General features: G+C 58.9%; 22 protein-coding genes. 11 read left to right on the top strand and 11 right to left on the bottom strand.

The features are described from left to right. Nucleotides 1-120 precede the first annotated feature (120 nt). The gene (locus GRAN_RS20770) at nt 121-2,205 is read left to right on the top strand and encodes a S9 family peptidase (protein ID WP_128914922.1); all 2,085 of its coding nucleotides are present in this window, start codon (nt 121-123) and stop codon (nt 2,203-2,205) included. 241 nt (nt 2,206-2,446) lie between these two features. Here GRAN_RS20770 and GRAN_RS20765 read toward each other — a convergent pair whose 3' ends face one another. Beyond that, the gene (locus GRAN_RS20765; protein WP_128914921.1) at nt 2,447-3,043 is read right to left on the bottom strand and encodes a hypothetical protein; all 597 of its coding nucleotides are present in this window, start codon (nt 3,041-3,043) and stop codon (nt 2,447-2,449) included. Further along, nucleotides 3,043-3,198 carry a hypothetical protein gene (locus tag GRAN_RS25610; RefSeq protein WP_161571079.1) on the bottom strand — a complete coding sequence of 52 codons (156 nt, stop codon included), beginning with the start codon at nt 3,196-3,198 and terminating at the stop codon, nt 3,043-3,045. Before GRAN_RS25610 ends, GRAN_RS20765 begins: the two co-directional genes overlap by 1 nt. A 649-nt stretch (nt 3,199-3,847) precedes the next feature. Between GRAN_RS25610 and GRAN_RS27110 the strand changes: the two genes are divergently transcribed. Further along, nucleotides 3,848-4,063, top strand: a complete 216-nt coding sequence (locus GRAN_RS27110; protein ID WP_128914920.1) for a helix-turn-helix domain-containing protein — start codon at nt 3,848-3,850, stop codon at nt 4,061-4,063. A 13-nt stretch (nt 4,064-4,076) separates the two neighbouring features. Here the strand turns inward: GRAN_RS27110 and GRAN_RS27105 are convergent, their stop codons facing one another. Continuing rightward, on the bottom strand, nt 4,077-4,334 hold the full coding sequence (locus GRAN_RS27105; RefSeq protein ID WP_128914919.1) for a type II toxin-antitoxin system RelE family toxin: 258 nt from the start codon (nt 4,332-4,334) through the stop codon (nt 4,077-4,079). 3 nt (nt 4,335-4,337) lie between these two features. Next, nucleotides 4,338-4,958 (bottom strand): hypothetical protein, encoded by a 621-nt coding sequence (locus GRAN_RS20750; protein ID WP_128914918.1) that lies wholly within the window; start codon nt 4,956-4,958, stop codon nt 4,338-4,340. A gap of 450 nt (nt 4,959-5,408) precedes the next feature. Between GRAN_RS20750 and GRAN_RS20745 the strand changes: the two genes are divergently transcribed. The 3 genes from GRAN_RS20745 to GRAN_RS20735 all read left to right on the top strand — a co-directional run bounded on the left by GRAN_RS20745 (nt 5,409) and on the right by GRAN_RS20735 (nt 8,724). Beyond that, complete coding sequence (locus tag GRAN_RS20745) at nt 5,409-6,023, top strand: hypothetical protein (protein WP_128914917.1); 615 nt, start codon at nt 5,409-5,411, stop codon at nt 6,021-6,023. A 293-nt stretch (nt 6,024-6,316) separates the two neighbouring features. Beyond that, a complete protein-coding gene (locus GRAN_RS20740; RefSeq protein WP_161571078.1) occupies nt 6,317-7,510 on the top strand; it encodes a transposase in 1,194 nt (397 codons plus the stop codon). Between the two features lie 263 nt (nt 7,511-7,773). Further along, the gene (locus GRAN_RS20735; protein WP_128914915.1) at nt 7,774-8,724 is read left to right on the top strand and encodes a hypothetical protein; all 951 of its coding nucleotides are present in this window, start codon (nt 7,774-7,776) and stop codon (nt 8,722-8,724) included. 760 nt (nt 8,725-9,484) lie between these two features. On the opposite strand, the gene GRAN_RS20725 is transcribed toward GRAN_RS20735, so the two are convergent. From GRAN_RS20725 to GRAN_RS20710, 4 genes are all read right to left on the bottom strand, one after another. Further along, nucleotides 9,485-11,389 (bottom strand): ABC transporter ATP-binding protein, encoded by a 1,905-nt coding sequence (locus tag GRAN_RS20725; protein ID WP_128914914.1) that lies wholly within the window; start codon nt 11,387-11,389, stop codon nt 9,485-9,487. A 54-nt stretch (nt 11,390-11,443) separates the two neighbouring features. Then, nucleotides 11,444-11,821, bottom strand: a complete 378-nt coding sequence (locus tag GRAN_RS20720) for a TMEM14 family protein (protein WP_128914913.1) — start codon at nt 11,819-11,821, stop codon at nt 11,444-11,446. A 63-nt stretch (nt 11,822-11,884) separates the two neighbouring features. Beyond that, complete coding sequence (locus GRAN_RS20715; RefSeq protein ID WP_128914912.1) at nt 11,885-12,790, bottom strand: SCO family protein; 906 nt, start codon at nt 12,788-12,790, stop codon at nt 11,885-11,887. 43 nt (nt 12,791-12,833) lie between these two features. Then, the gene (locus GRAN_RS20710; RefSeq protein WP_128914911.1) at nt 12,834-13,448 is read right to left on the bottom strand and encodes an HD domain-containing protein; all 615 of its coding nucleotides are present in this window, start codon (nt 13,446-13,448) and stop codon (nt 12,834-12,836) included. Between the two features lie 249 nt (nt 13,449-13,697). On the opposite strand from GRAN_RS20710, the gene GRAN_RS20705 reads away from it, so the two are divergent. The 5 genes from GRAN_RS20705 to rseP all read left to right on the top strand — a co-directional run bounded on the left by GRAN_RS20705 (nt 13,698) and on the right by rseP (nt 18,769). Further along, nucleotides 13,698-14,168: a helix-turn-helix domain-containing protein gene (locus GRAN_RS20705; RefSeq protein WP_241655046.1), complete on the top strand. Its 471-nt coding sequence runs from the start codon at nt 13,698-13,700 to the stop codon at nt 14,166-14,168. A 172-nt stretch (nt 14,169-14,340) separates the two neighbouring features. Next, a complete protein-coding gene (locus GRAN_RS20700; protein ID WP_128914909.1) occupies nt 14,341-15,291 on the top strand; it encodes an isoprenyl transferase in 951 nt (316 codons plus the stop codon). 66 nt (nt 15,292-15,357) lie between these two features. After that, nucleotides 15,358-16,203 carry a phosphatidate cytidylyltransferase gene (locus GRAN_RS20695; RefSeq protein ID WP_128914908.1) on the top strand — a complete coding sequence of 282 codons (846 nt, stop codon included), beginning with the start codon at nt 15,358-15,360 and terminating at the stop codon, nt 16,201-16,203. A 20-nt stretch (nt 16,204-16,223) separates the two neighbouring features. Further along, nucleotides 16,224-17,396 carry a 1-deoxy-D-xylulose-5-phosphate reductoisomerase gene (gene dxr, locus GRAN_RS20690; protein WP_128915140.1) on the top strand — a complete coding sequence of 391 codons (1,173 nt, stop codon included), beginning with the start codon at nt 16,224-16,226 and terminating at the stop codon, nt 17,394-17,396. A 17-nt stretch (nt 17,397-17,413) separates the two neighbouring features. Further along, nucleotides 17,414-18,769 carry an RIP metalloprotease RseP gene (gene rseP, locus GRAN_RS20685; RefSeq protein WP_277751235.1) on the top strand — a complete coding sequence of 452 codons (1,356 nt, stop codon included), beginning with the start codon at nt 17,414-17,416 and terminating at the stop codon, nt 18,767-18,769. 76 nt (nt 18,770-18,845) lie between these two features. Here rseP and GRAN_RS20680 read toward each other — a convergent pair whose 3' ends face one another. Genes GRAN_RS20680 through GRAN_RS20670 form a run of 3 tightly spaced genes read right to left on the bottom strand, consistent with a single transcriptional unit; the run spans nt 18,846 to nt 21,934 of the window. Further along, nucleotides 18,846-19,760 carry a proline dehydrogenase family protein gene (locus GRAN_RS20680; RefSeq protein WP_128914907.1) on the bottom strand — a complete coding sequence of 305 codons (915 nt, stop codon included), beginning with the start codon at nt 19,758-19,760 and terminating at the stop codon, nt 18,846-18,848. 24 nt (nt 19,761-19,784) lie between these two features. Continuing rightward, on the bottom strand, nt 19,785-21,074 hold the full coding sequence (locus GRAN_RS20675) for a glycosyltransferase family 87 protein (RefSeq protein WP_128914906.1): 1,290 nt from the start codon (nt 21,072-21,074) through the stop codon (nt 19,785-19,787). Between the two features lie 44 nt (nt 21,075-21,118). After that, nucleotides 21,119-21,934: a dolichyl-phosphate beta-glucosyltransferase gene (locus tag GRAN_RS20670; RefSeq protein WP_128914905.1), complete on the bottom strand. Its 816-nt coding sequence runs from the start codon at nt 21,932-21,934 to the stop codon at nt 21,119-21,121. Nucleotides 21,935-22,106: 172 nt separating this feature from the next. Between GRAN_RS20670 and sppA the strand changes: the two genes are divergently transcribed. Continuing rightward, nucleotides 22,107-23,183, top strand: coding sequence for a signal peptide peptidase SppA (gene sppA, locus GRAN_RS20665; protein ID WP_128914904.1), 1,077 nt, complete (start codon nt 22,107-22,109; stop codon nt 23,181-23,183). Nucleotides 23,184-23,308: the final 125 nt, after the last annotated feature.

Below are 23,308 nucleotides of genomic sequence, written 5' to 3'. Positions count from 1 at the left end.
TCCTTGTCGTGCGCCGAACAGGCGGCAAGACTATCACGTTCGTTTGGTGTCTCGCACATGACCGAGGTTGCCTGCGCTTCGCCCTGCCGCGGCGTATTCTGTCCATTGGAGATAGACGCAATGCAGACTGTCCTGAAGGCGCCGACCGCGCGCCGCGAGCCGAAGACACTTGAGATTCACGGAACTACTCTGCCGGACGATTACGGCTGGCTGCGGGAGAAGACTTCTCCCGAGACGATTGAGTATTTGAACCTCGAGAATGCTTTCACCGAACAGGAGATGGGCTCGACGAAAGAGATGCAGGCGAAGCTCTATGCCGAGATGCTCTCGCACATCAAGGAGACCGACGAGTCGGTTCCCTACCGGCGAGGAGGATGGTTTTACCTCACGCGGACTGTGGAAGGTTTGCAGTATTCGCTACACTGCCGCCGGGCTGCCGGACCGGATGGGACGCTTGATGGCGCCGGGGCTGAGATTACGTTTCTGGATGTGAACAAGCTGGCGGAAGGTCAGGCGTTCATGTCGCTTGGTGGGCTCTCGGTGAGTCCTGATGGCAACCTGCTGGCTTACTCGACGGACAACACGGGCTTTCGGCAATACACGCTGCATATCCGCGATCTGCGGACGGGTGAGGATCTGGCGGACCAGGCGGTTCGGGTTGGATCTTTTGCCTGGGCGGCGGATTCAGCCACTCTGTTCTATACGACGGAGGACGAGGTGACGAAGCGGCATGATCGGCTGTTTCGGCACATCGTTGCTACGGATACTGCTACTGACGTTCAGGTGCATCACGAGCCGGATGAGCGCTTCAACCTCGGCGTTGGGCGGACGAGGGATGAGCGCTATCTGCTGATGGAAGCGGGAAGCCACACGACCAGCGAGGCGCGTTTTCTGCCTGCGAGCGAGCCGTTTGGCGAGTTCACGCTGATTGCGCCGCGCGTCGATGACCAGGAGTACTCGGTCGATCATCGCGATGGTTTGTTCTATATCCACGTGAACGATGCGGGAGAGAACTTCCGGATTGTGACTGCTCCTGTTGCCACGCCCGATCGGGAACACTGGACTGAATTTCTTCCGGAGGACAAGGAAGTTCCTCTTGAAGACTTCGATCTTTTCAAGGACTTCTTTGTGACTTCGACTCGGCGTCAAGGGCTGCCGGTGCTCGAGGTCTATCCGTTTCTCGCGGATGGGAGCAAAGGTGTTCCTCAGCCGATCGCATTTCCGGAGCCGACGTACACGGCTGGAGCGCATGCGAATCCGGAGTTTGCTACCAGCGTGTTTCGTTACAGCTATCAATCGCTGGTGGCACCTGCTTCTGTGTATGAGTACACGGTTGCTACCGGCGCCTCGCTGCTCTTGAAGCAGCAGGAGGTTCCGGGCGGATTCGATCGGGAGCTTTATGCTTCCGAGCGAGTCTGGGTTACGGCTGAAGACGGGGTTCGGATTCCGATCTCGGTTGTGTACAAGCGGGAGACGTTTCAGCGGGATGGGACGAATCCGCTGTATGTCTACGGCTACGGCTCTTACGGCTATGCGCTTCCGGTTGGCTTCAGCGGGTCGCGCTTGTCTCTGCTCGACCGTGGAATCGTGCTGGCCTATGCGCACATTCGCGGTGGCGGCGAGATGGGCGATGCGTGGCACGATGCGGGCAAGATGATGGTGAAGAGGACTACGTTTACGGACTTCATCGCGGCGACCGAACATCTCGTTCGCGAGGGTTATGGAGCGAAAGACCGCGTTGCCATTGAAGGCGGGAGCGCGGGTGGTTTGCTCATGGGTGCTGTCGTAAACCTTCGGCCAGAGCTCTTTTCCGTGGTTTTATCCCATGTTCCGTTCGTCGACGTGATGAACACGATGCTCGACGCTTCTCTGCCTCTGACGGTTGCCGAGTATGAAGAATGGGGCAATCCGAACGAGGCTGAGGCGTTTGGATATATGCGGTCTTACTCTCCTTACGACAACCTTGTTGCCGGCAAATATCCTGCGATGCTGGTGAAGACGAGTTTGAACGACTCGCAGGTGATGTACTGGGAGCCGGCGAAGTATGTCGCCAAACTTCGCACGCTCAAGAGCAACGAGACTCCGCTTCTGCTGCACATCAACATGGATGCTGGTCACGGCGGGGCTTCGGGGCGGTATGACTACCTCAAGGAGATCGCGTTCGATTATGCCTTTCTGCTGCGTGAGCTTGGGGTGGAGGGATAGGGGTACCCCGGCTTTGCCCAAGAATTGCCCTATGCCCAAATAATGCCGCCGGTGCACAAAAAAAGATATGGCCTTCAGCGAATAGAGTTCGACCGAGTTGACGAGTGGCTTATTCGACATGCATCCGATGCAACACCCCGACTTTGAGTTCGGAAGGTTGAGCCTGCGGGTGCATCATGCGGCGGAGTAGTAGGGGTGCAGGATTTCCACAACATCGGGGCGATGCTCTCACGTAGCCTCTTTAGAGATTCGAAAAGTGTCCCTTCGGAACTCTGAAGACGCCCTTAATCATTGCATGATTTTTGATGCATATTTGGATATGGGTCTTCTGCCTGAATCCGGCACCTGGGTAGATCGGGTCACCTTCAGTGAAGACTCCCCGAACTGAATCGAACTCGGAGAGTCCTTCACGTCTACGCGTTGCGTGGTGATAGTTAATCACCGCACAATCCAGATTGCGCGCGCCAAGGTCATTTCCGCCCGAATTTACTGGCGGTACTGCTCCGATATCTGCAAATGCCAAGACAAGGTCTTCATACGACTTCTTCAGAGCGGTTATACCGTTAGCCGTAATCAGATCAAGGCAAAATCCAAGATCGATTGCAGCACCGACAACCGCCGGGGCTACGATCAGTCCATTTTTAGCTTTTTTTGCAGCTAAACCCTCTGCCCAAACCAATGCACGATCAGGATTTGCTTCCCAAAAGTATATGCCTGCCCCAAGCCAGTCGTATGCATTCTTGCTTTCGATAAAAGGCTGTCTATTTAGGAGCTTTTCAGCGGTCTCTTCGTCGCAGCCATGGTATCCGAGGACGAAGGATGCGGTGAGGCTATGCACTACGCGGTCTGGGTATATTGCTCAGTCAACTGACCTTCTGGAGTGACAATCCCGGCTTCAACTAAGAAGGCCAAAGTCTTTTCAGGGGAGGACGATAGTTCCTTCCTTAGGCTAGCCATTGATTCGAGCGATTCCTTAAGGTCTTTATTTCCCATTGCTCCTCCTTCTAGGTCTCTCCTACCACTTTATCACCGCTCGCTGTTCCATCCGGGGCCGCCCAGCCAGCGGGGCGAAAATAAGGGGGCTGTGGTTGAACTCTCGCCCCGCTGGCTGGGCGGCCCCGGATGGAACTAAAGACTAAGGCAGTATATCAACTGGGTGAAAGCTGTCAAGATATTTATTTTTGCTCACGCCCCTAGTATCGGTCACCGCCTTCGGTGGCCCGATTCATCTGTAATGTCTCCTGCTCTTCAGATGTGGCGCGGCTCTCATCCATGAAGAGGTCAAGGCATGCAGGTAGATTCTGCAGGCGATCACTAGGCTTCCGCTGTTTTCCTTCATAGGAATCGAACGTAGCGCAAAGAATGCCCGTCTTTGTGTCTAACGCCAATCCCCACGTCGGCGTCAAGGCTTGGAATCTTCCTGCCGGGCTGGGCGTGTTGGCCTCGCGGATGTCAAGGGTGTTCTTTTCTGCTCTCGGGACTGCGGATACTTTCGGCGGTATCCCCGGGTTTTGGCATCCCGTAAGACAAATCAAACCCGCAAACCCCACCACTCTGCACAGCATGTTGACTCTCCCGCGAACTCGATGGATTGTTCGGTTTACCGAACATCGTCAACCCACGGTAGAACGAATCTGGGGAGATGGCAATCTCCATTTCCGTCCGGTTGGGCCGCCGCCTGAAAGAACTCAGGGAGGCTCGCGGATGGAATCAGGCGTTTCTTGCGGAGTTGTCGGGGATCGGGAGAGCGCACATCTCGCAACTGGAAAACGGTGCCGTTGAGGCTCGACTGGGAACGCTAGAAGCGCTGGCGACTTGCTTTGAGATGACCATATCCGCCTTGCTGAGGGATATTTAGCTTGATGCCTTACTCAAAGGGTCCTGTAGATTTGCCCACGCGAGTCAACCTCTACAACGTAAAGGAGGGGCTCTTTCACCAGAAGCAAGATACGGTATTTGCCGACCCGAGAACCCCTTTTCGTCGTTGCGGCTAGCGGAAGCGACAGACGCGGATTATCTGGTTCAGCGGCAATTTCTTCTATTTTCTTTTTGATGCGGTTCTGAAGCGGCTGATCCAACTTTTCGAGGTATTTCTCAGCGGATTTGTGATACTCGACCTGAAGAGGCATCTGTTAGGGAAGAGCGACTGTCTCCCCTCGCTCAATCTCTGCCTCGGCCAGATCAAACAGCTCGTTAATTCTGGTCATTTCTTCTGAGTCCGTCATTTGGCTGAGCCACTGAATCATATCCACCAAAAGTTCCTTGTTTTTCTCCAGTGTGGCCATCTGATCCCGCAGCAACGTCCTCTGCCGGAAACCCTTTCGGACGCCGGTATCGTACAGCCCCTCAATGGCATGATGAAGGTTCCATAGTCCCTCCATCGCCCGCTCAACCCTGTCTGCGGAGGGCATTTCGGTGGCTGCCGAAGTGTCACTGGCTGGGACTTTCCCCTCTAACACCAAATAAAAGTGCTCAAGGAATCCAGTCATGATGCCATTCAGGCGCATGAAAGCCCACCTGATTTTGAGCGTGTTCCGCCCCTGCCTGATCGTTGCTGACATTCGCGATGCGACGGAGAGTCCTCCGTATACCTCCGCATTCCACATGTCGGTTCCGACAAGCGATGCTGCGATGTTCTCCATGACGAATTTCTCTCTTCCAAAACGATGTTCGCCTTTGGCTAGCTTGCCTAGGCTGTGGTTGTCACTCATCTTTGGCACCCTACCAAGCGACCAAAGCACGTTTGTTGCCATTCCAGAAGCTAATTATTAGACGCAATAGAGAGTCTCAGGACTCACGATCAAGCCCGAACAACGATTGGCCTATCATTACGCGCCGTTAAGCGCAATGCTAACGGCGTACTACTAAAGATGCAACTTTTCTACGCCGCAGACAGCACGAACAAACGTTCATAACCATTTACGTGCGAAAGTGTATTCCACGCCAACTGCGCTGTCATTCAAATTGCATTGCGCGAACAAGCGTTCGCCCTTGTTCCGTGCGCGCGAACGCTCAACTCAATTCGCTCTGGGTTTGCCAAAGGGATAGTACCGAAATATTTCGTCGAGACTCAGAAGTGATCATTGTCAGCCCCTCTTTGTTTCCAGGCCACTCGTCGCCTGCAGGGGATTTCTAATTATCCTTTGTCGATTTTCTTGCCTTATTTTTAGACATAATGTATAAATCATTGTAGAGGTTGATGTATGAATTCTTACGTGAGGGCACTCCTCGATTCTCAGAAGGAACTTGTTGAACTTGAAGCGCAGAGACGGTTACTTGATCAGCGGATCGAACACCTAAAAACCGGAATGCGTGCCCTAATGAACATGGTTGACCCGGGAGAGACCGGAGAATTGCTGGAAAGTGCTTCCGCTGCGCTCGGAAGAGAAGGCTTCACCGACACCATCCGGAGTGTTCTGCGTGAGGCGGGAATGAAAGGCCTTCAGGCCACGGAGGTCCGAGATGAATTAGTGCGTCGCGGATTACCCCTCCAGGAGAGGGTTAATCCCCTAGCCTCTATACATTCGGTGCTGCGGAGGCTAGTTGCTGGGGGAGAGGCGAGGAAAGCGGTTGATGACAAAGATGATTCTGTATACCAATGGATTTTCCGGATGACACCGCCTCCAGCGACTGATAAGGAGGTGGCCCTTTCGCCTGGTGCCGAAAGCAGTTTTGAACGGCTACACGCGAAAGAGATATTCCCACAGACGCGACGGATTCGTCCTTCAGATACATCGGCAGAACACGCTGCAAATCAGTCTTTCGAACGGTCAGTTTCGAGAGTTTTGCCGCCGCCAGCCGGCGCAAAAAAGAAGTAAGTTTGGGGTTAAGTACGCTCATTACCGGGTGCCTTAGGAACACCCGGCTTAGAGCAGAAGGAGGACTACTTGCATGCGCATAACGATTGAGATCAGCTACAGCCGCAAGAGTTTGACGGTGAAGATTACCGTCGAACCGCCATAGGGGCGTCCCCCCTACACTTACCAAAACAGCGCCCCGCTCTCGGCTGGAACCGTCGGCGGGGCCTAATTCAACGAGCGGAGTGACCCACACATTGAACCCTATCCTTATGTTACTGGGTACTCCGTCCTACCGCAATCGGAGAATCCCCATGGATCCCAGAAGACAGCGCGGGCTGGAACTCGCCGCTACTACTAAGATTCGCCGAAAGGGCAAAGTCTGGATTATCCCAAGTCAAAGCGGCAAGGGACATTCCTACAACGTTGAACTGAACAAAGATGGCTCGACCTGCACCTGCGCCGACCACGAGATGCAGAAAGTGAAGTGCAAGCACATCTTTGCAGCCGAGTTCATCAAGCAGCGCGAGACCCTCCCTGAAGGGATCGTCGCTGAAGGCAAGACGGCAAAACCAACGTATAAACAGAACTGGCCAGCGTACAACGCAGCTCAATCCAACGAGAAAGATCGCGTATTCGAGTTGCTCCGCGGCCTCTGCGACGGGATTTCTCAGCCGCCTCAGGGTCGCGGTCGTCCTCGCCTACCGCTTTCAGACATGATCTTCTGCGCGGTGACCAAGGTCTACTGCACGATGTCCGGGCGTCGTACCAGCAGCGATCTCCGCGACTGCGAAGCAAGGGGACTCGTCGCAAATGCCCCGCATTACAACTCCGTCTTCAACGCCCTCGACAACGCCGCGATTACTCCGATCCTGAAAGCGCTGATTGAAGAGAGCGCCACACCGCTCAAGGCTGTTGAGACTGACTTCGCCGTCGACAGTTCTGGCTTTTCGACGTCCACATACGCCCGCTGGTTCGACGCGAAGTACGGCAGGCTCCATGTTGACCGCTACTGGGTAAAAGCCCACCTAATCATCGGCGTGAAGACCAACATCGTCTCCAGCGTTGAGGTCACCGGCCCTGAAGCCAACGACTACCCAGTTCTTGCTCCTCTCCTCGACGCGACCATTAAGAACTTCAGTGTTCAAGAGGTGTCCGCTGATAAGGGGTACATCGGCAGAACCAATCTTGAGAAGATCGTCTCGGTCGGGGCCGTTCCGTACATTCCGTTCAAGAGCAATGCGACCGGAAAGGGATCCGAACTCTGGAGGAAGATGTGGCACTACTACGAATTCAGCCGCCCTGAATTTCTAGCCAAGTACCACAAGCGCTCGAACGTCGAATCCACGTTCTCAATGATTAAAGCGAAGTTTGGGGCATCTGTCCGGTCAAAGACACCCACCGCCCAGATGAACGAGGTGTTGTGCAAAGTGCTCTGCCACAACCTCTGCTGCCTTGTTCATTCCATTTACGAACTAGAGTTAGAGCCCATTTTCTGGGCGGCTTGAGAACAGGTGGCTCTTTGGCGGCTTGATTGTGGGCCGAAGCCGGAGATGCCACTTCAAAAAAACCGTGAATCTGATACATGATAGGGTCCATCAAGTCCTGAATCTCCCGAGAGGGGATCAGGACTTTTCTTTTACCGTTTTGCTTTTCTTCGTCCGTTAGCTTAGATGATTTCGCCATAAAGCCCCTATACTTTGAAGCCTACACCTTTGCCCATTTTTTCCTGTGTCTAAGAATCCGCATCACGCACGCGGCTGGGAGCCCGATGATTATCATCGCGTATTTCGCAAGTTGGATGCCATTCTGGAACTCGCTTGACGACGTTCGGCGTATCCATAGTGGCCTATCTTTGGCTTCGGTTATCTTTTTTGTGTTGCTTGCGTTCTTTGATGCCTTGTCCCATTGGTCTAAAGACAAAAACAAAGAGAGGAAATGGGCTGAAATTGGAATCGCATGTTTCGTCATCGCTGTACTCTGCGAGTTGGCGGCATATCCGTATGGCGAAAGAAACGATACCCTTTCTGAGAGAAAGATCGTATCACTAAACGAATTGACCAAAGATGCAGAAACCAAAGCAACTAAAGCTGTTACTGATTCCGGAACCGCCCTTGCACAAGCCGGGCAAGCGACGTCGTTATCGACCGATGCAATCGCAAAGGCCAAGACCTTAGGGGAAACAGTCGATAAGGTCGCCGCGCGCGCCAAGAATGCACTGAATTTGGCCGAAAAGGATTCCCGAAGGCCCACTGAGCTAGAAGTAGCGATGCTTGAGATGGGATCAAAATCCCTTATGGCAAATAGGGTTGGCATAGACAAGTTGAAGGCAGTAGCGGCGGAGTTTCCAAACCAACGATTCTGTCTTCGGGCTCTTGACCAAGAAGAAGATCCAACACATGCAGTCGGTTTCATGGCGTTATCAATATCTGCTGCTTTAGTCCTCACGGACCCCAAATGGATCGAAAGTTGCATCGACGATCCGGGGAGTAGCGCATCCCCTGGGCCACCGGTTCCTAAAGGTATTAGGACCGGAGTGTATGTCATGTCCGATGCTAACGACCGCACAAAGAGAGCGGCGCGAGCTTTGATCGAAGGTCTAAAAGTTGCCCACGTCCTTCCCGAATACGAGGACAGAGCGCTCGAACTTCCAAGAAGACGAAAGTATGCATTTGCCCCTCCATCCGACGTCATCATCATTGCAGTAGGCGAACACCCCTGAATCCCTAGACATCCAATCGTCACAGCCAGAAACAGCACTGCCCTGTTACTGTGTCCACAATGGACCACAGTCGATGACTGACTGAAAGTTTCTCTCCGTATCAAGGTACCCCCTATTGTTCTTTTTGGGCATAAACCGGATCTGCACAAAAAAGACGGACTTGAGCCCAATTTATGGGCAAAGCCGGGGTACCCCCCTCCCCATTGCCCGCGTCCAAGTCTTTTGGATTGAGCGAGATACGGCACGATGATCCTTGCAAATTCCTCTAAACAAAAGGGTTACGGCTAAATATCAGATATCAAAGAACTCAGGAACGAAAAGTGCCGCCCGAGATCTGGGCGGCACTTTGTTTTTCCTTCTCCATTCATTGTAGAGCATCGACCGAAACTAAAAGGACACCGATTTTTCTCTTTGCTATGTGGGAGTTAGGGGGTTGGGGGCTTGACAGGATTTTCTAAGGGGCGATTTGGTTTGGGTTGAGGACTGGAACGAACAACGGCAAAGGAAGACGCAGATTCCCTTCGGGAATGACAACCAGAACGACAACGGCAAGTGCAACGGCAACGGCAAACGCAACGGCAACTGCAACTGCAACTGCAACTGCAACTGCAACTGCAACTGCAAACGCAGATTCCCTTCGGGAATGACAACCAGAGGGGCAACTGCAAACGCAACGGCAAGAGCAATGGCAACTGCAACTGCAACTGCAACGGCAACGGCAACGGCGACGACAGCAAATGCGAAGACGGCGGAAAGGCGGTCAGGCCTTGGAGGGTTCCAGCTCTGCGATCTTGTCGCCTTCGCCGGGGGCCAGGAATAGGTTGGCTTCGAGGCCGTGCTGGCGGGTGTAGAGGTCGTAGTAGCGGCCGTGGAGGGCGTAGAGCTCTTCGTGGGTTCCGCGTTCGAGGATAACGCCCTGCTCGATGACCAGGATCTGGTTGGCGCGGCGAATCGTCGAGAGGCGGTGGGCGATGACGAAGGTGGTTCGGCCCGCCATGAGGTGCTGTAGGCCAGACTGGATCATGGCCTCCGACTCTGAATCGAGGGAGCTTGTGGCTTCGTCGAGGATGAGGATGCGCGGGTCGGCGAGGATGGCGCGGGCGATCGAGATGCGCTGGCGCTGGCCTCCGGAGAGCTTGACGCCGCGTTCGCCGACGATGGTGTCGTAGCCCTCGGGGAAGCGGGCGGCGAACTCGTCGACGCGGGCGATGCGGCAGGCTTCCATCACCTGCTCTTCTGTCGCGTTCGGACGGCTGAACTGGACGTTCTCGCGGACGGTGCCGTCGAAGAGGAATGTCTCCTGGAGGACGACGCCTAGCTGCTCGCGGTAGCTGGAGAGGCGGATGGAGGCGAGGTCATCCCCGTCGACGAGGATGCGTCCGCCAGTGGCGACGTGGAAGCCGCAGATGAGGGAAATAATGGTCGATTTGCCGGAGCCGGAGGAGCCGACGAGGGCAGTGACGGTGCCGGGGCGGGAGGCGAAGCTGATGCCGTGGAGGACTTCCTTATCCTCTTCGTAGGCGAAGCGGACGTCCTGGAACTCGATGTCGCCGACGATGGTGTCGAGGACCTTGCTGCGGGTGGGCTCGGAGTCCTCTTCGCGCTCGCTGAGGATCTCGGTGGTGCGGTCGAGGCCGGCGAGGGCCTCGGTGAGTTGGGTGCCGATGGAGACGAGCTGGGCGATGGGCGCGATCATGAACGCGAGGAACATGACGTAGGTGACATAGCCGCCGGTGGTGAGCTGGCCTGCGACGACCTGGTGCGCGCCGAGGTACATGATGAGCGCGCCGACGACGCCGAGTACGGCGGTCGAGGCGAGCGACATCATGGACTGCGCGGTGAGGGACGAGATGACGTTGGCGAGGAGGCGGTTGGCTCCGGCGGCGAAGACGCGCGACTCGGCCTCTTCGGCGTGATAGCCCTTGACGACGCGGACGCCGCCGAGCGACTCGGTGAGGCGGCCGGTGACCTCGGCGTTGATCTTGGCGCGCTCGCGGAAGATGGGGCGGATGGTCGAGAAGGCGCGCTGCAGGATGATGCCGAAGGCGAGGAGGATGACGAAGGTGAGGCCGGTCATCTTGACGCTGAGATGGACGAGATAGCCGAAGGCAAAGATGGCGGTGAGCACGCCGCCGCAGAAATCGATGACGCCTGTGCCCATGAGGTTGCGGACGCCTTCGACGTCGGTCATGATGCGGGCGACGAGGGTTCCGGTGCGATTCTCGTCGTAGAAGGCGACGGGGAGGCGGCCGATGTGGGCCTGGACCTGGGTGCGGAGCTCGGCGATGAGGCGCTGGCCGGCCTTGGAAAGAAGCTGGGTGAGGACGAAGCTGGTAATGCCCTGGGTGATGGTCGCGGCGACGACGACTCCAACGATGATGGGCAGGACGCCGAGATCGTGCTTGCCCATGACGCGATCGATGAGGTACTTGGTCGACGCGGGGAGGACGAGACCGCTGGCGCGGTTGACGATCATGAGGAGGAAGCTGCCGGCGAGGAGGTAGCGGCGCGGCCGGATGAGCTTCCAGACCTCGGGAAGCATCTTCTTGATGCTGGGCTTGGGGCGTTCGGCGGTGAGTTTCGCCGTGGCCGCTCGTCCTGCTCCACGTGACGGCCGGTCGACCGCCTTCATACCCGTACCGAAGCTCGATGGGCCAAAGGACATATGACTCAAAGTGTACGCCTTTGGACACTTGTTACGGACGAAATGAGCGGGCGGTCAGACGAGGCGGGCGCGACGGGCGTTGATAAATGAACGGACGCAGAAGGCGACGAAGAGCAGGCACAGGAGGGACATGGCTGCTTTCTCTTCAACAGCGACGGGGTGCGGGTAGGTGACGCCGCGGGAGATCTGGATGGTCTGGAAGACGGCTGGGATGGTGCCGAGGAAGCCGAGAAGGGCGACGGTAACGGCAATGTGCATCCAGAGCATGCGCTTTTTCGGCTCGTCACTGTTGGCCAGGAAGCCAAGGATAGCGAGAACGATGCCGAAGCTGGCGGGGATGAGCGAGGTTGGGTGCGCGCTGCCGGTCGCGACATAGCAGCCGACGCCAAGGATGATGAGCAGAACGCCAAAGGCGATGGTCAGCTTGTGCATGGGGAGAGCCTCTCTCGGTTACAAATTCGATCGTTCGCTGTTTGGATCAGGATAATGCACGGCTCAGGCGGCGGCCTGGCGGATCTGCGTCATCATGTCTTCGACCTTCCAGTCGTTGGAGGGATACCAGCCGAGGACCTTGCCATCCTTGCCGATGAGGATGGTGGAGAGGGAGTGGGTGAGGACCTTGGGGTCGTCGCCGGGGGCGAGGCCGACATCGAAGAACTGGGTCATGTCGGGGAGTTCCTTGACTGGTGGGGCGGCGAAGTCCCAGTGGTTGAAGTCTTCTTTCGTGTAGCGACCGGTGTAGGCTCCGCCGTAGCTCCTGAGGACTGCCGGGGTGTCGTAGGTGGGGTCGAAGCTGACGCTGAGGAGATGGGTGGCAGCGTAGAGCCTGGGGTCGGCTTGGAGGGCGTGGTCGATGTCGGCGAAGTTGCGGGACATGCGCGGGCAGAAGTCGGCGAGTGGGCAGCGGGTGTAGATAAAGGTCATGAGGACGACCTTGCCCTTGAACTGCGCGAGGTGGATTGTCCTGGCGCTCTGGTTGAGGAGCTTGAAGTCGGGGATATCCTGGCCGGCCTCGGGGACGTGGTACTGGACAATGGGCTTGTAGTCGGGGCGGGCCTGGCCCACGACGACAACCTGGTCGAGGCGCGGGTTGCGGTAGCCGGAGGGGTCGTCGCCGCGGGTGGCGTCGACGATGAGCTGGGCGGTGATGCGGTCGTTGGGGTGGAGCTCGGAGGCGGTGTTAGGGGCGGCGAGCTTGTACTGCATGGTCATGGCTTCCATGTAGCCGGGAATGGCTTCATGGTCGAGCATGATCTTTCCCGTGGCGGTGTCGGAGGAGACGACGCGGCCACGGACGGGGAAGGACTTCTGGGCGGAGAGGGCCGGGGCGCTGGGCGTGGATGGGTGGCAGCCGGCGACGGTCAGGCAGAGGCAGACGAGCAGGAACAGACGAGCACGCAAAGGCGAATCTCCTGGGTCGATGATAGAGCCTTTGCGTGCGTGGCTAGGTGGACGGGGTTCCGGCGAGGCCCAGTTCTTCGGCGTGGGCCTGCATCGCGGCTAAACAGTTGCCGATGTGCTCTTCGACGGGGATGGCGAGGAGCTCGGCCCCGGCGGTGATGTCTTCGCGGAGGACGGCGCGGGCGAAGGCCTTGTCCTTCATTTTCTTTCGGACGCCGGCGACCTCGACGTCGTGGATGGACTTCGACGGCTTGACGAGGGCGCAGGCGGTGAGGAAGCCGGAGAGCTCGTCGCAGGCGAAGAGGGCCTTGTCGAGGTGCGATTCGCGGGGGGTTCCGGAGTAGTCGGCGTGGGCGAGGATGGCGTGGAGGATGGGCTCGGGCCAGCCGTGCTCGCGGAGGTAGGCGACGCCGACGAAGGGATGCTCGGTGAGCGAGGGATGACGGTCGTAGTCGAAGTCGTGGAGGAGGCCGGCACAGGCGTAGGTTTCGACGAAGGCTTCGGCTTCGGGGCCGGTGAGGCCGAGGCGGGCGGCTTCGCGGACGCCGTAGGCTTCGGTCGAAAAGCTCACACTGAGGCCGTGCTTCACGAGCGAGGGTGAGGCGGTCCACTCCTCGAGAAGGTCTCGAGCGTGTTCGCGGGTGAATGCATTTGTCATGAAAGCCCTCCGGCACAAGTTACTACCTTGATTCCCTTTTCGGTTATTTCAGGTTTTTGCCGGAAGATCAACCCGTTTCCTCTTGACTCTTCCGTTACCCAGTGTCAGTCTAGGCACATCGCACGGCTCCGTTATCGGACGTGTGCTGTGGTTCCTTGCTCTGGGTCCACCCGCACTACACAACTTATGGCAACCATGATGGCGTCTGTCGAACAGCGGGAGGTGCTCCGTTGTGACCACTGCAGCCTGGTGCAATTCCGCACCGCGAATGCCTTGTGCCGCCGGTGCCACAAGAGCGTCGTCGTTCAAACCCCTGAACCGGCCCCCGCTCCTATCGCTCTTGTTCCAGCTCAGCCGGTTCCGGACAACGGCCTGCAGGTCGCCGCCGCAGTTCGCGACCTCCGGCACGTCCGTAATCTTTCGCAGCGTCAGCTTGCTGCACGCATGAACGTGCCGCGCACGTACATCTCGAAGATCGAGAACGGCAAGGCGATGCCGACGCTGTCCTCGCTCGACCGCCTGGCGCGGGCTCTCGAGGTGGATATGAGCGCGCTTCTCCGCGATGCCAAGACGCGGCACCGCGACGAGGCGGCTGTGCTCATGAACGATCCATTCCTGGCGGAGATCGCGGCCTTCACCTCGAAGCTCGATACGCTGCAGCGTTCGATCTTCCTGAACCACGTCCGCGAGTTGGCGGCCGGGCATCGCCGCAGCGCTTAACGTACCGAGCCCCCCGGGCCAATAGGGCATGTGCTTCTCGTCATTCTCCGTGGCGAGCGGTACACTAACTCTATTGCCCGGGGGCGTCCTTGCATGGCCTCCCCGATACACCAAAGCCATTGCATTGCACACCGCAAGGCCGTGTGCTAGCGTCTAAGCCTGCGAGGTCGTTGTGCGCGCATCCACACCAGCGAACCGTTCTCCCCTGCCGCCGCCCCGGATCCATGAGCTTTCCCCCGAGGAGCAGAGCGTCTATGCGACGCTCGACCCGGAACGTGTGCCGCAGCACGTTGCGATCATCATGGACGGCAACGGCCGATGGGCCGGGAAACGGCTTCTGAAGAGATTTCTGGGACATAAACAGGGCGCGGAGAGCGTGCAGTTTGTGGTCGAGACCGCCTCGCGGATCAACCTGCCGTGGCTCACGCTATACGCGTTTTCGCTTGAGAACAACCTGCGCCGGCCGAAGTCCGAAGTCAGTTTCCTGATGACGCTGCTGAAGAATTACCTCGTCGGCAACGTGAAGCGAATGAACGACAACAACGTCCGGATGGCGTACATCGGGCGGACGCATGAGCTTCCAGCCGAGGTGCGGGACACGATGCAGTGGGCGTCGGAAGAGACGGCGCGGAACACGGGTACGACGCTGACGCTGGCGCTGAACTATGGAGCGCGGTCGGAGATCGTGGATGCGACACGGTCGATCCTGACGAACCTGATCGCGGAAGCGCACAAGCGGGGATGCTCGCTCGAGGATCTGCTGCAGGTGGATGGGCTGGAGACGCATCTCGATGAGCAGCATATTACGGGGCATCTCTATACGGCGAATATGCCTGACCCGGACCTGGTGATCCGGACGTCGGGCGAGCAGAGGATTTCGAATTTCCTGCTGTGGCAGATTGCGTATGCCGAGATCTTCGTCACGGACAGGCTGTGGCCGGACTTTCGCGGGCTGCACCTGCTTGAGGCGATCGCGGCGTACCAGCAACGCGAACGGCGGTTTGGCGGGCTGGGCGAGGGAACGGACGAGCATCTTGCCGGACTTGAGCCTGCCAGCGAGGTTGCCGAGGAGATTTCGACCGAGCTTTCGGGGCAGGCTTCTCCTGTACTGACTCGCCGGTAACGCCCTCGTGAAGCTGCGGCATAGCGCACGGCGAACGGGCTGAGCCTGTATCCTTAGAGACGGCCTATGCAACGAATTCTAACCGCCGTCGTCCTCATCGCTGCCGTCTTTGGACTCATCTTCTTCGGTCAGCTTTGGATGATTACCCTGTTCGCCGCTCTCGTTGCCGAGCTTGCCGCGTATGAGTACATTCAGCTTGCCAAAGCGGGCGGGGCGGATATCCCTCTCGTGTGGATGATCGTTGGGACGGCTTGCCTTTTTCTTCCCATTGTTCCGAACTGGCCATTGGACGCGCAGCTTCCCCTGTTGAGTGCGCTCGCGCTGAGCCTGCTGGCCTGGAATGGGTTCCGCGCGCCGCTCGACCATGTGCTTCCGGATACGGCGCAGGGGCTCTTTGGACTGCTTTACGTAGGATTTCCGTTGACCTTGATTCCCCTGCTGTGGAAGCAGGAGGATGGTCCGGCACTTCTTCTGTTCCTGATGGTCTGCGTGTGGGCTGGCGACATCGCCGCACTTTATATCGGGCGGAACTTCGGAAAGCGCAAGCTCGCGCCGCGGCTCAGCCCGGGCAAGACGTGGGAGGGTTCGATTGCGTCGGTGGTTGGGTCCGTGCTTGCCGGGATGGCGGTCGTTCTGGTGAGCGATCGGCTGGCGGCGCGGGGGAGCACATTTCTTCACATCAGCGAACCGGTGTGGCAGTCGCTTGTCCTGGCCATCGTGATCAATATTGCTGCACAGGTCGGCGATCTGCTGGAATCGGCGATCAAGCGTGGGGCCAAGGTCAAGGATTCCGGCACCATGCTTCCGGGTCACGGAGGCATTCTCGACCGTATCGATGCCCTGCTGCTGGGCGCACCCGTGCTCTGGTACGCTCTGCTCATCAAAGACACCTTCAAGTTAGGCGGCTTTTAGTTTTGTCCATTCACGTTCCCATCAAGAAGCTCGCGATCCTCGGCTCAACCGGCTCGATCGGCCACAGCACGCTCTCGATCTGCGAGAGCTATCCGGATCGCTATAAGGTCGTCACGCTGGCGGCTGGAACCAACGTCGATGTCGCGCTCGAGCAGTGCATCCAGTGGTGTCCGAAGATCATTTCGATGGCGACGGAGAAGTGCGCCAATGCCCTGCTGAAGCTTCTGCACCAGGCGGATATCTACGATATCGAGGTGCTGCACGGGTCGGCGGGGGCGACGAGGGTCGCGACGCATCCGGACGTGAACTTCGTTGTGTCGGCCATTGTCGGCGTGGCGGGGCTGGAGGCGACGTACGCGGCGATCTGCGCAGGAAAGACGATCGGGCTGGCCAACAAAGAATGCCTCGTTGCCGCGGGCGACCTGATCATTGCCGCAGCGCGGGCGAACCGGGTGGCGCTTCTGCCGATCGACTCCGAGCACAACGCCATTCACCAGGCGATGCGCGGTGGAACGCCTGCAGAGGTGAAGCAGATCTGGCTCACGGCGTCCGGCGGACCGTTTCGCAATACCCCGGCGGCAGACTTCGCGCGGATTACGCCGGCGCAGGCGCTCAAGCATCCGACGTGGACGATGGGGCAGAGGATCACGATCGACTCGGCCACGATGATGAACAAGGGCTTCGAGGTGATCGAGGCCTGCCGCCTGTTCGATCTGCCTCCGGCGAAGGTGCGGGTTACGGTTCATCCGCAGTCGACGGTGCATTCTCTGGTCGAGTTCGTGGACGGGTCGATCCTGGCCCAGATTTCGGTAACGGATATGCGGCTGCCGATTCTCTACGCGCTGGCTTATCCGGAGCGGCCGGTTTCTGATCTTACGTTTGACCTCAAGTCCTTGAATCAGCTAGACTTCTCTCCGCCGGACTTTGACCGATTCCCCTGCCTGCGACTGGCGTACGAGGCTGCCGAGGCGGGTCCAAGTGCCTGCATTGCGCTGAATGCCGCCGACGAGATCGCGGTGGCTGCGTTCCTCGAAGGTCGCATTCCATTTCTTGGGATTCCCCGTACGATTGAAGCTGTGCTGGCGAAAACCGTTGCCGTAGCTCCATCGTCTATCCAACAGGTGCTCGAGGCCGATCAGCGGGCCCGAGCCACCGCCCGCCAGGTCGTCGCGGGCGGTGCTATCGTCTCCTAGGTCAACGAGGTAAGCTTTTGTCCCTGCTCTCCCATCTCTCCGCATCCGCCGTCGTCGAGTTGCTCATCGTCCTCGGCATCATGGTTCTGGTCCACGAGTTCGGCCACTTCGCGGTCGCGAAGCTGTGCGGCATCCGGGTCGAGACGTTTTCAATCGGCTTTGGCAAGCGCCTTTTCGGCTTTCGCCGGGGCGATACGGACTACCGTCTCTCGCTTCTTCCGCTGGGCGGCTATGTGAAGATGTCGGGCGACACCCCGGGTGAGGAGCCTTCGGGCGATCCGGGCGAGTTCAATGCGCATCCGCGCTGGCAGAGAATCCTGGTCGCGCTGGCCGGTCCGTTCGCCAACTTCATCCTCGCGCTCGTCATTATGACGGGGCTGTACATGGCTCACTACGAGCGGCCGCTTTATCTGGAAGGACCGGCGATCGTCGATTACATCTCGGCGAGCACACCTGCGGCGAAGACGGGGATCCAGGCCGGAGACACGATTGTCCGGTTCGATACCGTCGAGAAGCCGACCTGGGAAGACATCGGGCTGCGTTCGCTGCTGAACCTGAACCAGACGGTTCCCTTCTCGTACCTGCATGACGGGCAGCGCCTCGACAAGACGATCACCATCGACTCGAAGGAACCCGCCGAGCGCTTTACGCTCGATACGCTTGGGCTGGATCCACGGATTCAGAATGCGCCGGTTCAGATCAACGAGGTAACGGCGGGTACGCCCGCACAGCGTGCCGGGCTGCAGTCGAAGGATATTATCGCGGCGGTCGATGGGGTGAGTCTTCACTCGCTCGCTTCGCTGCTGGACTACCTGCAGGACCAGGCAGGAAAACCGGCCGAGTTGAGCATCGTGCGCGATGGGCAGACGATCCAGAAGACGCTTACGCCCGAGATGACCGAGGTCCAGGGGCTGAAGGCCTATCGGATCGGCATCAGCATTACGCAGCCTCCGGTGGTGATCGAGAAGCTTCCGTTCGGGCGCGCACTTGGCGAGTCATGGAACTTCTTCACCAAAAACTCCCTGCTGATCCGCGATGTGCTGAAGGGCATGTTTACGCACCACGTGTCGGTGAAGCAGCTTAGCGGGCCGATCGGCATTGGGCAGCAGGTTCACGAGGCATTTCAGACGCCGGGCTGGAGCCGCCTGATTGAACTGATGGCGGGGATCTCGATCAACCTTGGCATTTTCAATCTGCTGCCAATCCCGATCCTCGACGGCGGCATGATTCTTTTCCTTGCCATTGAGAGCCTGTTCCGGCGTGACATCAACCAGGTGGCCAAGGAGAGGATCTACCAAGTGGCTTTCGTTGGGCTGCTTTGCTTCGCGGCGTTTGTGATCTTCAACGATCTGACGAAGCTGGTCGCGCGATAACGATCTCGAATCCACTTCCCCACCCGGGCGTCTCCAGAGCCTGGGTGGGATTTTTTATGCCTAGATCAGACGTGCCCTAGCTCTTGAAGAAGTTTTTGGCGAGGAAGAGGACGTTCGCGGGGCGCTCGGCAAGACGGCGCATGAAGTAGGGGTACCACTCGGTGCCGAACGGAATGTAGACGCGGACACCGAAGCCCTCGGCGACGAGTTTCCGCTGCAGGTCGCGACGAATGCCGTAGAGCATCTGGAACTCGAAGGCTGACTTCGGCACGTTGTGGGCGGAGACGAAGCGGCGGAGAGCGTTGATGATGGCCTCGTCGTGGGTGGCGATGCCGCAGAAGACGGGCGAGGTGACCATCCGCTCCATGAGCTTGACGTAGTTCTTGTCGACGTCGGACTTTTCGGGAAAGGCGATCTCGGGCGGCTCCTTGTAGGCGCCTTTGCAGAGGCGGATGCGAATGCCCTTTGCGATGAGGCGTTCGGCGTCGGACTCGGTGCGGAAGAGATAGGCCTGGAGGACGGTGCCGACGCGGCCGGGCCAGCGGGCATTGAGGCGCTCGGTCATGGCGACGGTGGCCTCGGTGAAGCCGGAGCCTTCCATGTCGATGCGGACGAAGGAGTTGGCGCGGTCGGCGCGCTCGACCATACCGGCGACGATGCGTTCGGCGAGGGCGGGGTCGAAGTCCATGCCCATCTGGGTGAGCTTCACGCTGACGTTGGCGTTGAGCTTGCGGGACTCGATGGCGTCGAGTAGCTGGAAGTAGATGGCGGCGCTCTTCTGGGCTTCGGCCTCGGTGGCTACGCTCTCGCCGAGCGAATCGAGGGAGGCGGCGATGCCTTCGCGGTTGAGCTGCTCGCAGGCGCTCAAGGCTTCTTCGACGGACATGCCGGCGACGAAGCGGCTCGACATGGTTCGGCCGATGGTGGAGCGCTCGGAGAAGGCGCGCATGGATTTGTTGGTCGAAAGCGCGATGAAGAAGGAACGCAGCATGAAAGACCTCAGGGTTTCAGATGACTAAATGACGGGCGATGGTGTGCCGGGATGGGTGCGGCTCAGGCGCATGAGCAGAAAGACGAGAAGAAGGGCTCCCATGTACATGTACGACTGCAGGATGTTGAGGACGGGTGTGTCCCAGAGGAGGTTGAAGGGGCTGAGGAAGTTTCCGCAGAGGAAGAAGGAGAGGGCGAGCAGCCAGGGCTTGCGGTCCTGCCAACAGCCGTAAGAGAACCAGACCCAGGCGAAGATCGGGAAGACGATGCCGTAGTGGTGCTCCCACGCCATGGGCGAGGCTGCGACGGAGATGATGCCCATGGCGGCTAGGTCGGCGGTGGAGCCCTTGAGGCCGCCCCAGGGGAAGAACAGGGCGGAGGCGACGAGGATGAGGGAGGTGGCGACCGTCGTGTAATAGATCCAGGGGATGTAGGGGGAGTAGACGAAGGGGTGGTACTCGAGGTTTTCGCCGTTGAAGACCATGCGGTTGAGCGTGCCGAACATGGACTGGTTGCCGAAGTGCGATTGGGCCTTGTGGCTGAGACTGGCGAGGACGTTGATGTAGTCGAGGTTGTTCTGCAGGCCGAAGACGGCGATGGAGATGGTGAACATGATCGCGGCGAAGAGGAGGCCGCTTGCCAGGGCGCTCCACTTACGGCGGAGGGCCAGCCAAACTAGGAGGAGGACGTACTGGGGCTTCACCATTGTGAGGCCGGCGACGAGGACTCCGGAGGTCTTCTCCCAGCCGGCGGACCAGGCGAAGATAAGGGCCGCGAAGCCTAAGGTGAGGAAGGTCTGGGCGTTGCCGACGGCGTATCCCTTTAGCAAAGGGTAAAAGCCGAGGCAGGCCAGCATGACGGCGGCTATGGAGCTGGCGGAAAGCTTTGCGCCTTTGCGGGCGAGGAGCATCTTCGCCAGGGCGAGCGAGACCATCCCGACGAGCCAGACGGCGGCCCAGGAGCAGATGGCGAGGACGCGGAGGACGGCGGTCTCGCCGAGGCCTAGCCTGCGGAGGAAGACGAGGGGGAAGAGCGATGGGAGCGGGTAGATGAGGGTGTCGTAGAGCCTGGCGAAGTAAAGCGGCTCGTTGGGGTGAGCCTTGAAGTAGTCGAGGGAGCGGAGCATCGGCTCCCAGGAGTCGGTCCACTGGCCGATGTGGGCGAAAGAGATGAGGTCGCCCTTGATGTTTTCGGGACTGCCGTGGTGGAGCAGGTGGTAGACGGCCCAGATGCCGACGTTCACCGAGAGCAGGCTGCACAGAACGAAGATCAGCAGACGCCTGTCATGCGTGCGCGGCGCATCCTGAATGGTCAACGATCCCCCGGGGCTGGAAGTGGAAGCTGACGGCAAAGCCGCTTTCAGCCGACCTTACCACGCGCATCCACCTGGGCACGGCCCTGGGGAGCGGCTTCTCCGGCTCGCTGGAGGTCCTTGAGAGCGATGGCCGCGTCGTAGCGTCCGGCGAGGCTGTTCCAGCGGATGACGCCGACCTCTTCGAGCATCTTCATGCCGTCTTTGAGGTAGCTGATGCGGCTGCGCTCGTCGTGGCCCCAGGTGACGGGAACCTCTTCGACGCGGAACTTCAGTTTGCGGGCGAGGTACAGGATCTCGGGATCGAAGCCCCAGCGCTCAATACGCTGGAGACGGAAGATCATCTGGGCAACGGGGCGCTTGAACGCCTTGAAGCCACACTGGGTGTCCTTGAACGGGAGACCCATGGCGAGGCGCACGACGCCGTTGAAACAGCGGCCAAAAAAGCGGCGGTAGAGCGGCTGGTGGGCGGTCTGACGGGCCTTATCGAGCCAGCGCGAGCCGATCGCGACGTCCGCGCCGCGATCGAGGGCGGCGAAGAGGAGTTCCGCTTCTTCCATGGGCGCGGAGAGATCGGCGTCGGTGAACATGACGATGTCACCGGCCGCCTGAAGGAGGCCGCTGCGGACGCTATAGCCTTTGCCACGGTTTCCGGGATTCTTGAGAAGGTGAAGGCGCGGGTGAAGCTTCATCCAGCGCTCAACGATCTGCGGGGTCTCGTCGGTCGAACCGTCGTCGATCACGAGGACTTCGGCGTCCCATCCGCGCTGCTGAACGCACTCCAGCACGCGTTCCAGCGTCGCCTCAATGCGGGCACATTCGTTATACGCCGGGATTACGATGCTGAGATGGGGATGCGTCACGTCGGGCCTTCTTCGTTTGTCGGGAAACGCGGCGCCTGACCGAAGGATCGATCGGGCGCAAGCACAGTGGTTGATCATACTGTAAATAAGCCATGACTCACCACTGCGCCATGGGTACGGACTTCCGAGGACCGCAAAGGACACTCCTCCGGTACTGATAAACTTACCCATCATGCCGGAAGACTTCGCTTCGCCTCCACCACCGCCGCCTCCGCCTCCCGCGAATCCCCAGGGCAATGCGCCTTCCGGCTCGACTTTTCCTCCGAATTACGGCCCGGTGTACGGCGGCGGCTACCCGGGTGCGTATGGACGGCCGGCTTATCCGGGTTATCCGGCGGCGCTGGCCCCTCGGCGTTCGGGATGGTTCTGGGTTGCGGTGATTGGTGGATCGCTGGCTGTGATCGCCCTGCTGATTACCGCGATGCTCTGGTCGACCGTCCGTGCGTTCACTGGAACCTCCACCACGACCTTCAATACCGGTAGCTCGATCGCTGTCATCGATGTCGATGGCGTGATTCTCGATGCCGACAAGGTAGACACGCAGCTTCGTAAGTTCGGCGACGATAGCTCGGTGAAGGCGATTCTGCTGCACATCAATTCGCCTGGTGGCGGGGCGGCTGCTTCGCAGGAGATCTATCACGAGGTTCTTCGCATACGGCAGGAGAAGCATAAGAAGATCGTTGCGTCGGTCGAGTCGGTGGGAGCGTCGGGCGCTTATTACATCGCCAGTGCCTGCGACAAGATCTATGCGAACGACGCATCGGTGGTCGGGTCGATCGGCGTCATCATGGAGTGGACCAACTACGGCGACCTGATGCGCTGGGCCAAGCTGAAGAACGTGATCATCCATGCGGGCGAGTTGAAGGATGCGGGCGATCCGAGCCGCGATCTGACGCCGAAGGAGCAGGCTTACTTCCAATCGCTCGTCGACAATATGTATGGCCAGTTCATCCACGACGTCGCAGAGGGGCGTCACACGACCGATGACAAGATTCGTCCGCTTGCGACCGGGCAGGTCTGGACGGGGCAGCAGTCGCTGCCACTCGGGCTGATCGATAAGGTCGGCGGGTATCGGATCGCGCTGATGGATACGGCGAAGGATGTCGGCATCTCGGGCGAGCCGGATATCGTGAAGCCATCGACCAAGAAGGGGCTCTCGGCCTTTCTGAATGGCGACGCCGATGATCTGTTCCCGACTCCGGGGAAGATCCTGAACCAGGCTCCCGGCTTCTACTTCATGTGGAAGTAGAGGCGCAAACGCCTCCCGGAACGCGTCCAGCCGGTCAGAATCTCCACGTCCACAACTAATTTCGATTGGCGACGGCCGCGCCTGCGACAAAATCCGCGGGCGGTGCGTCTACCCCCTTTGAGCGA

The sequence above is a fragment of the Granulicella sibirica genome (assembly GCF_004115155.1).
Taxonomy (GTDB): domain Bacteria; phylum Acidobacteriota; class Terriglobia; order Terriglobales; family Acidobacteriaceae; genus Edaphobacter; species Edaphobacter sibiricus.
This window is presented reverse-complemented; position numbering and strand designations above follow the sequence as displayed.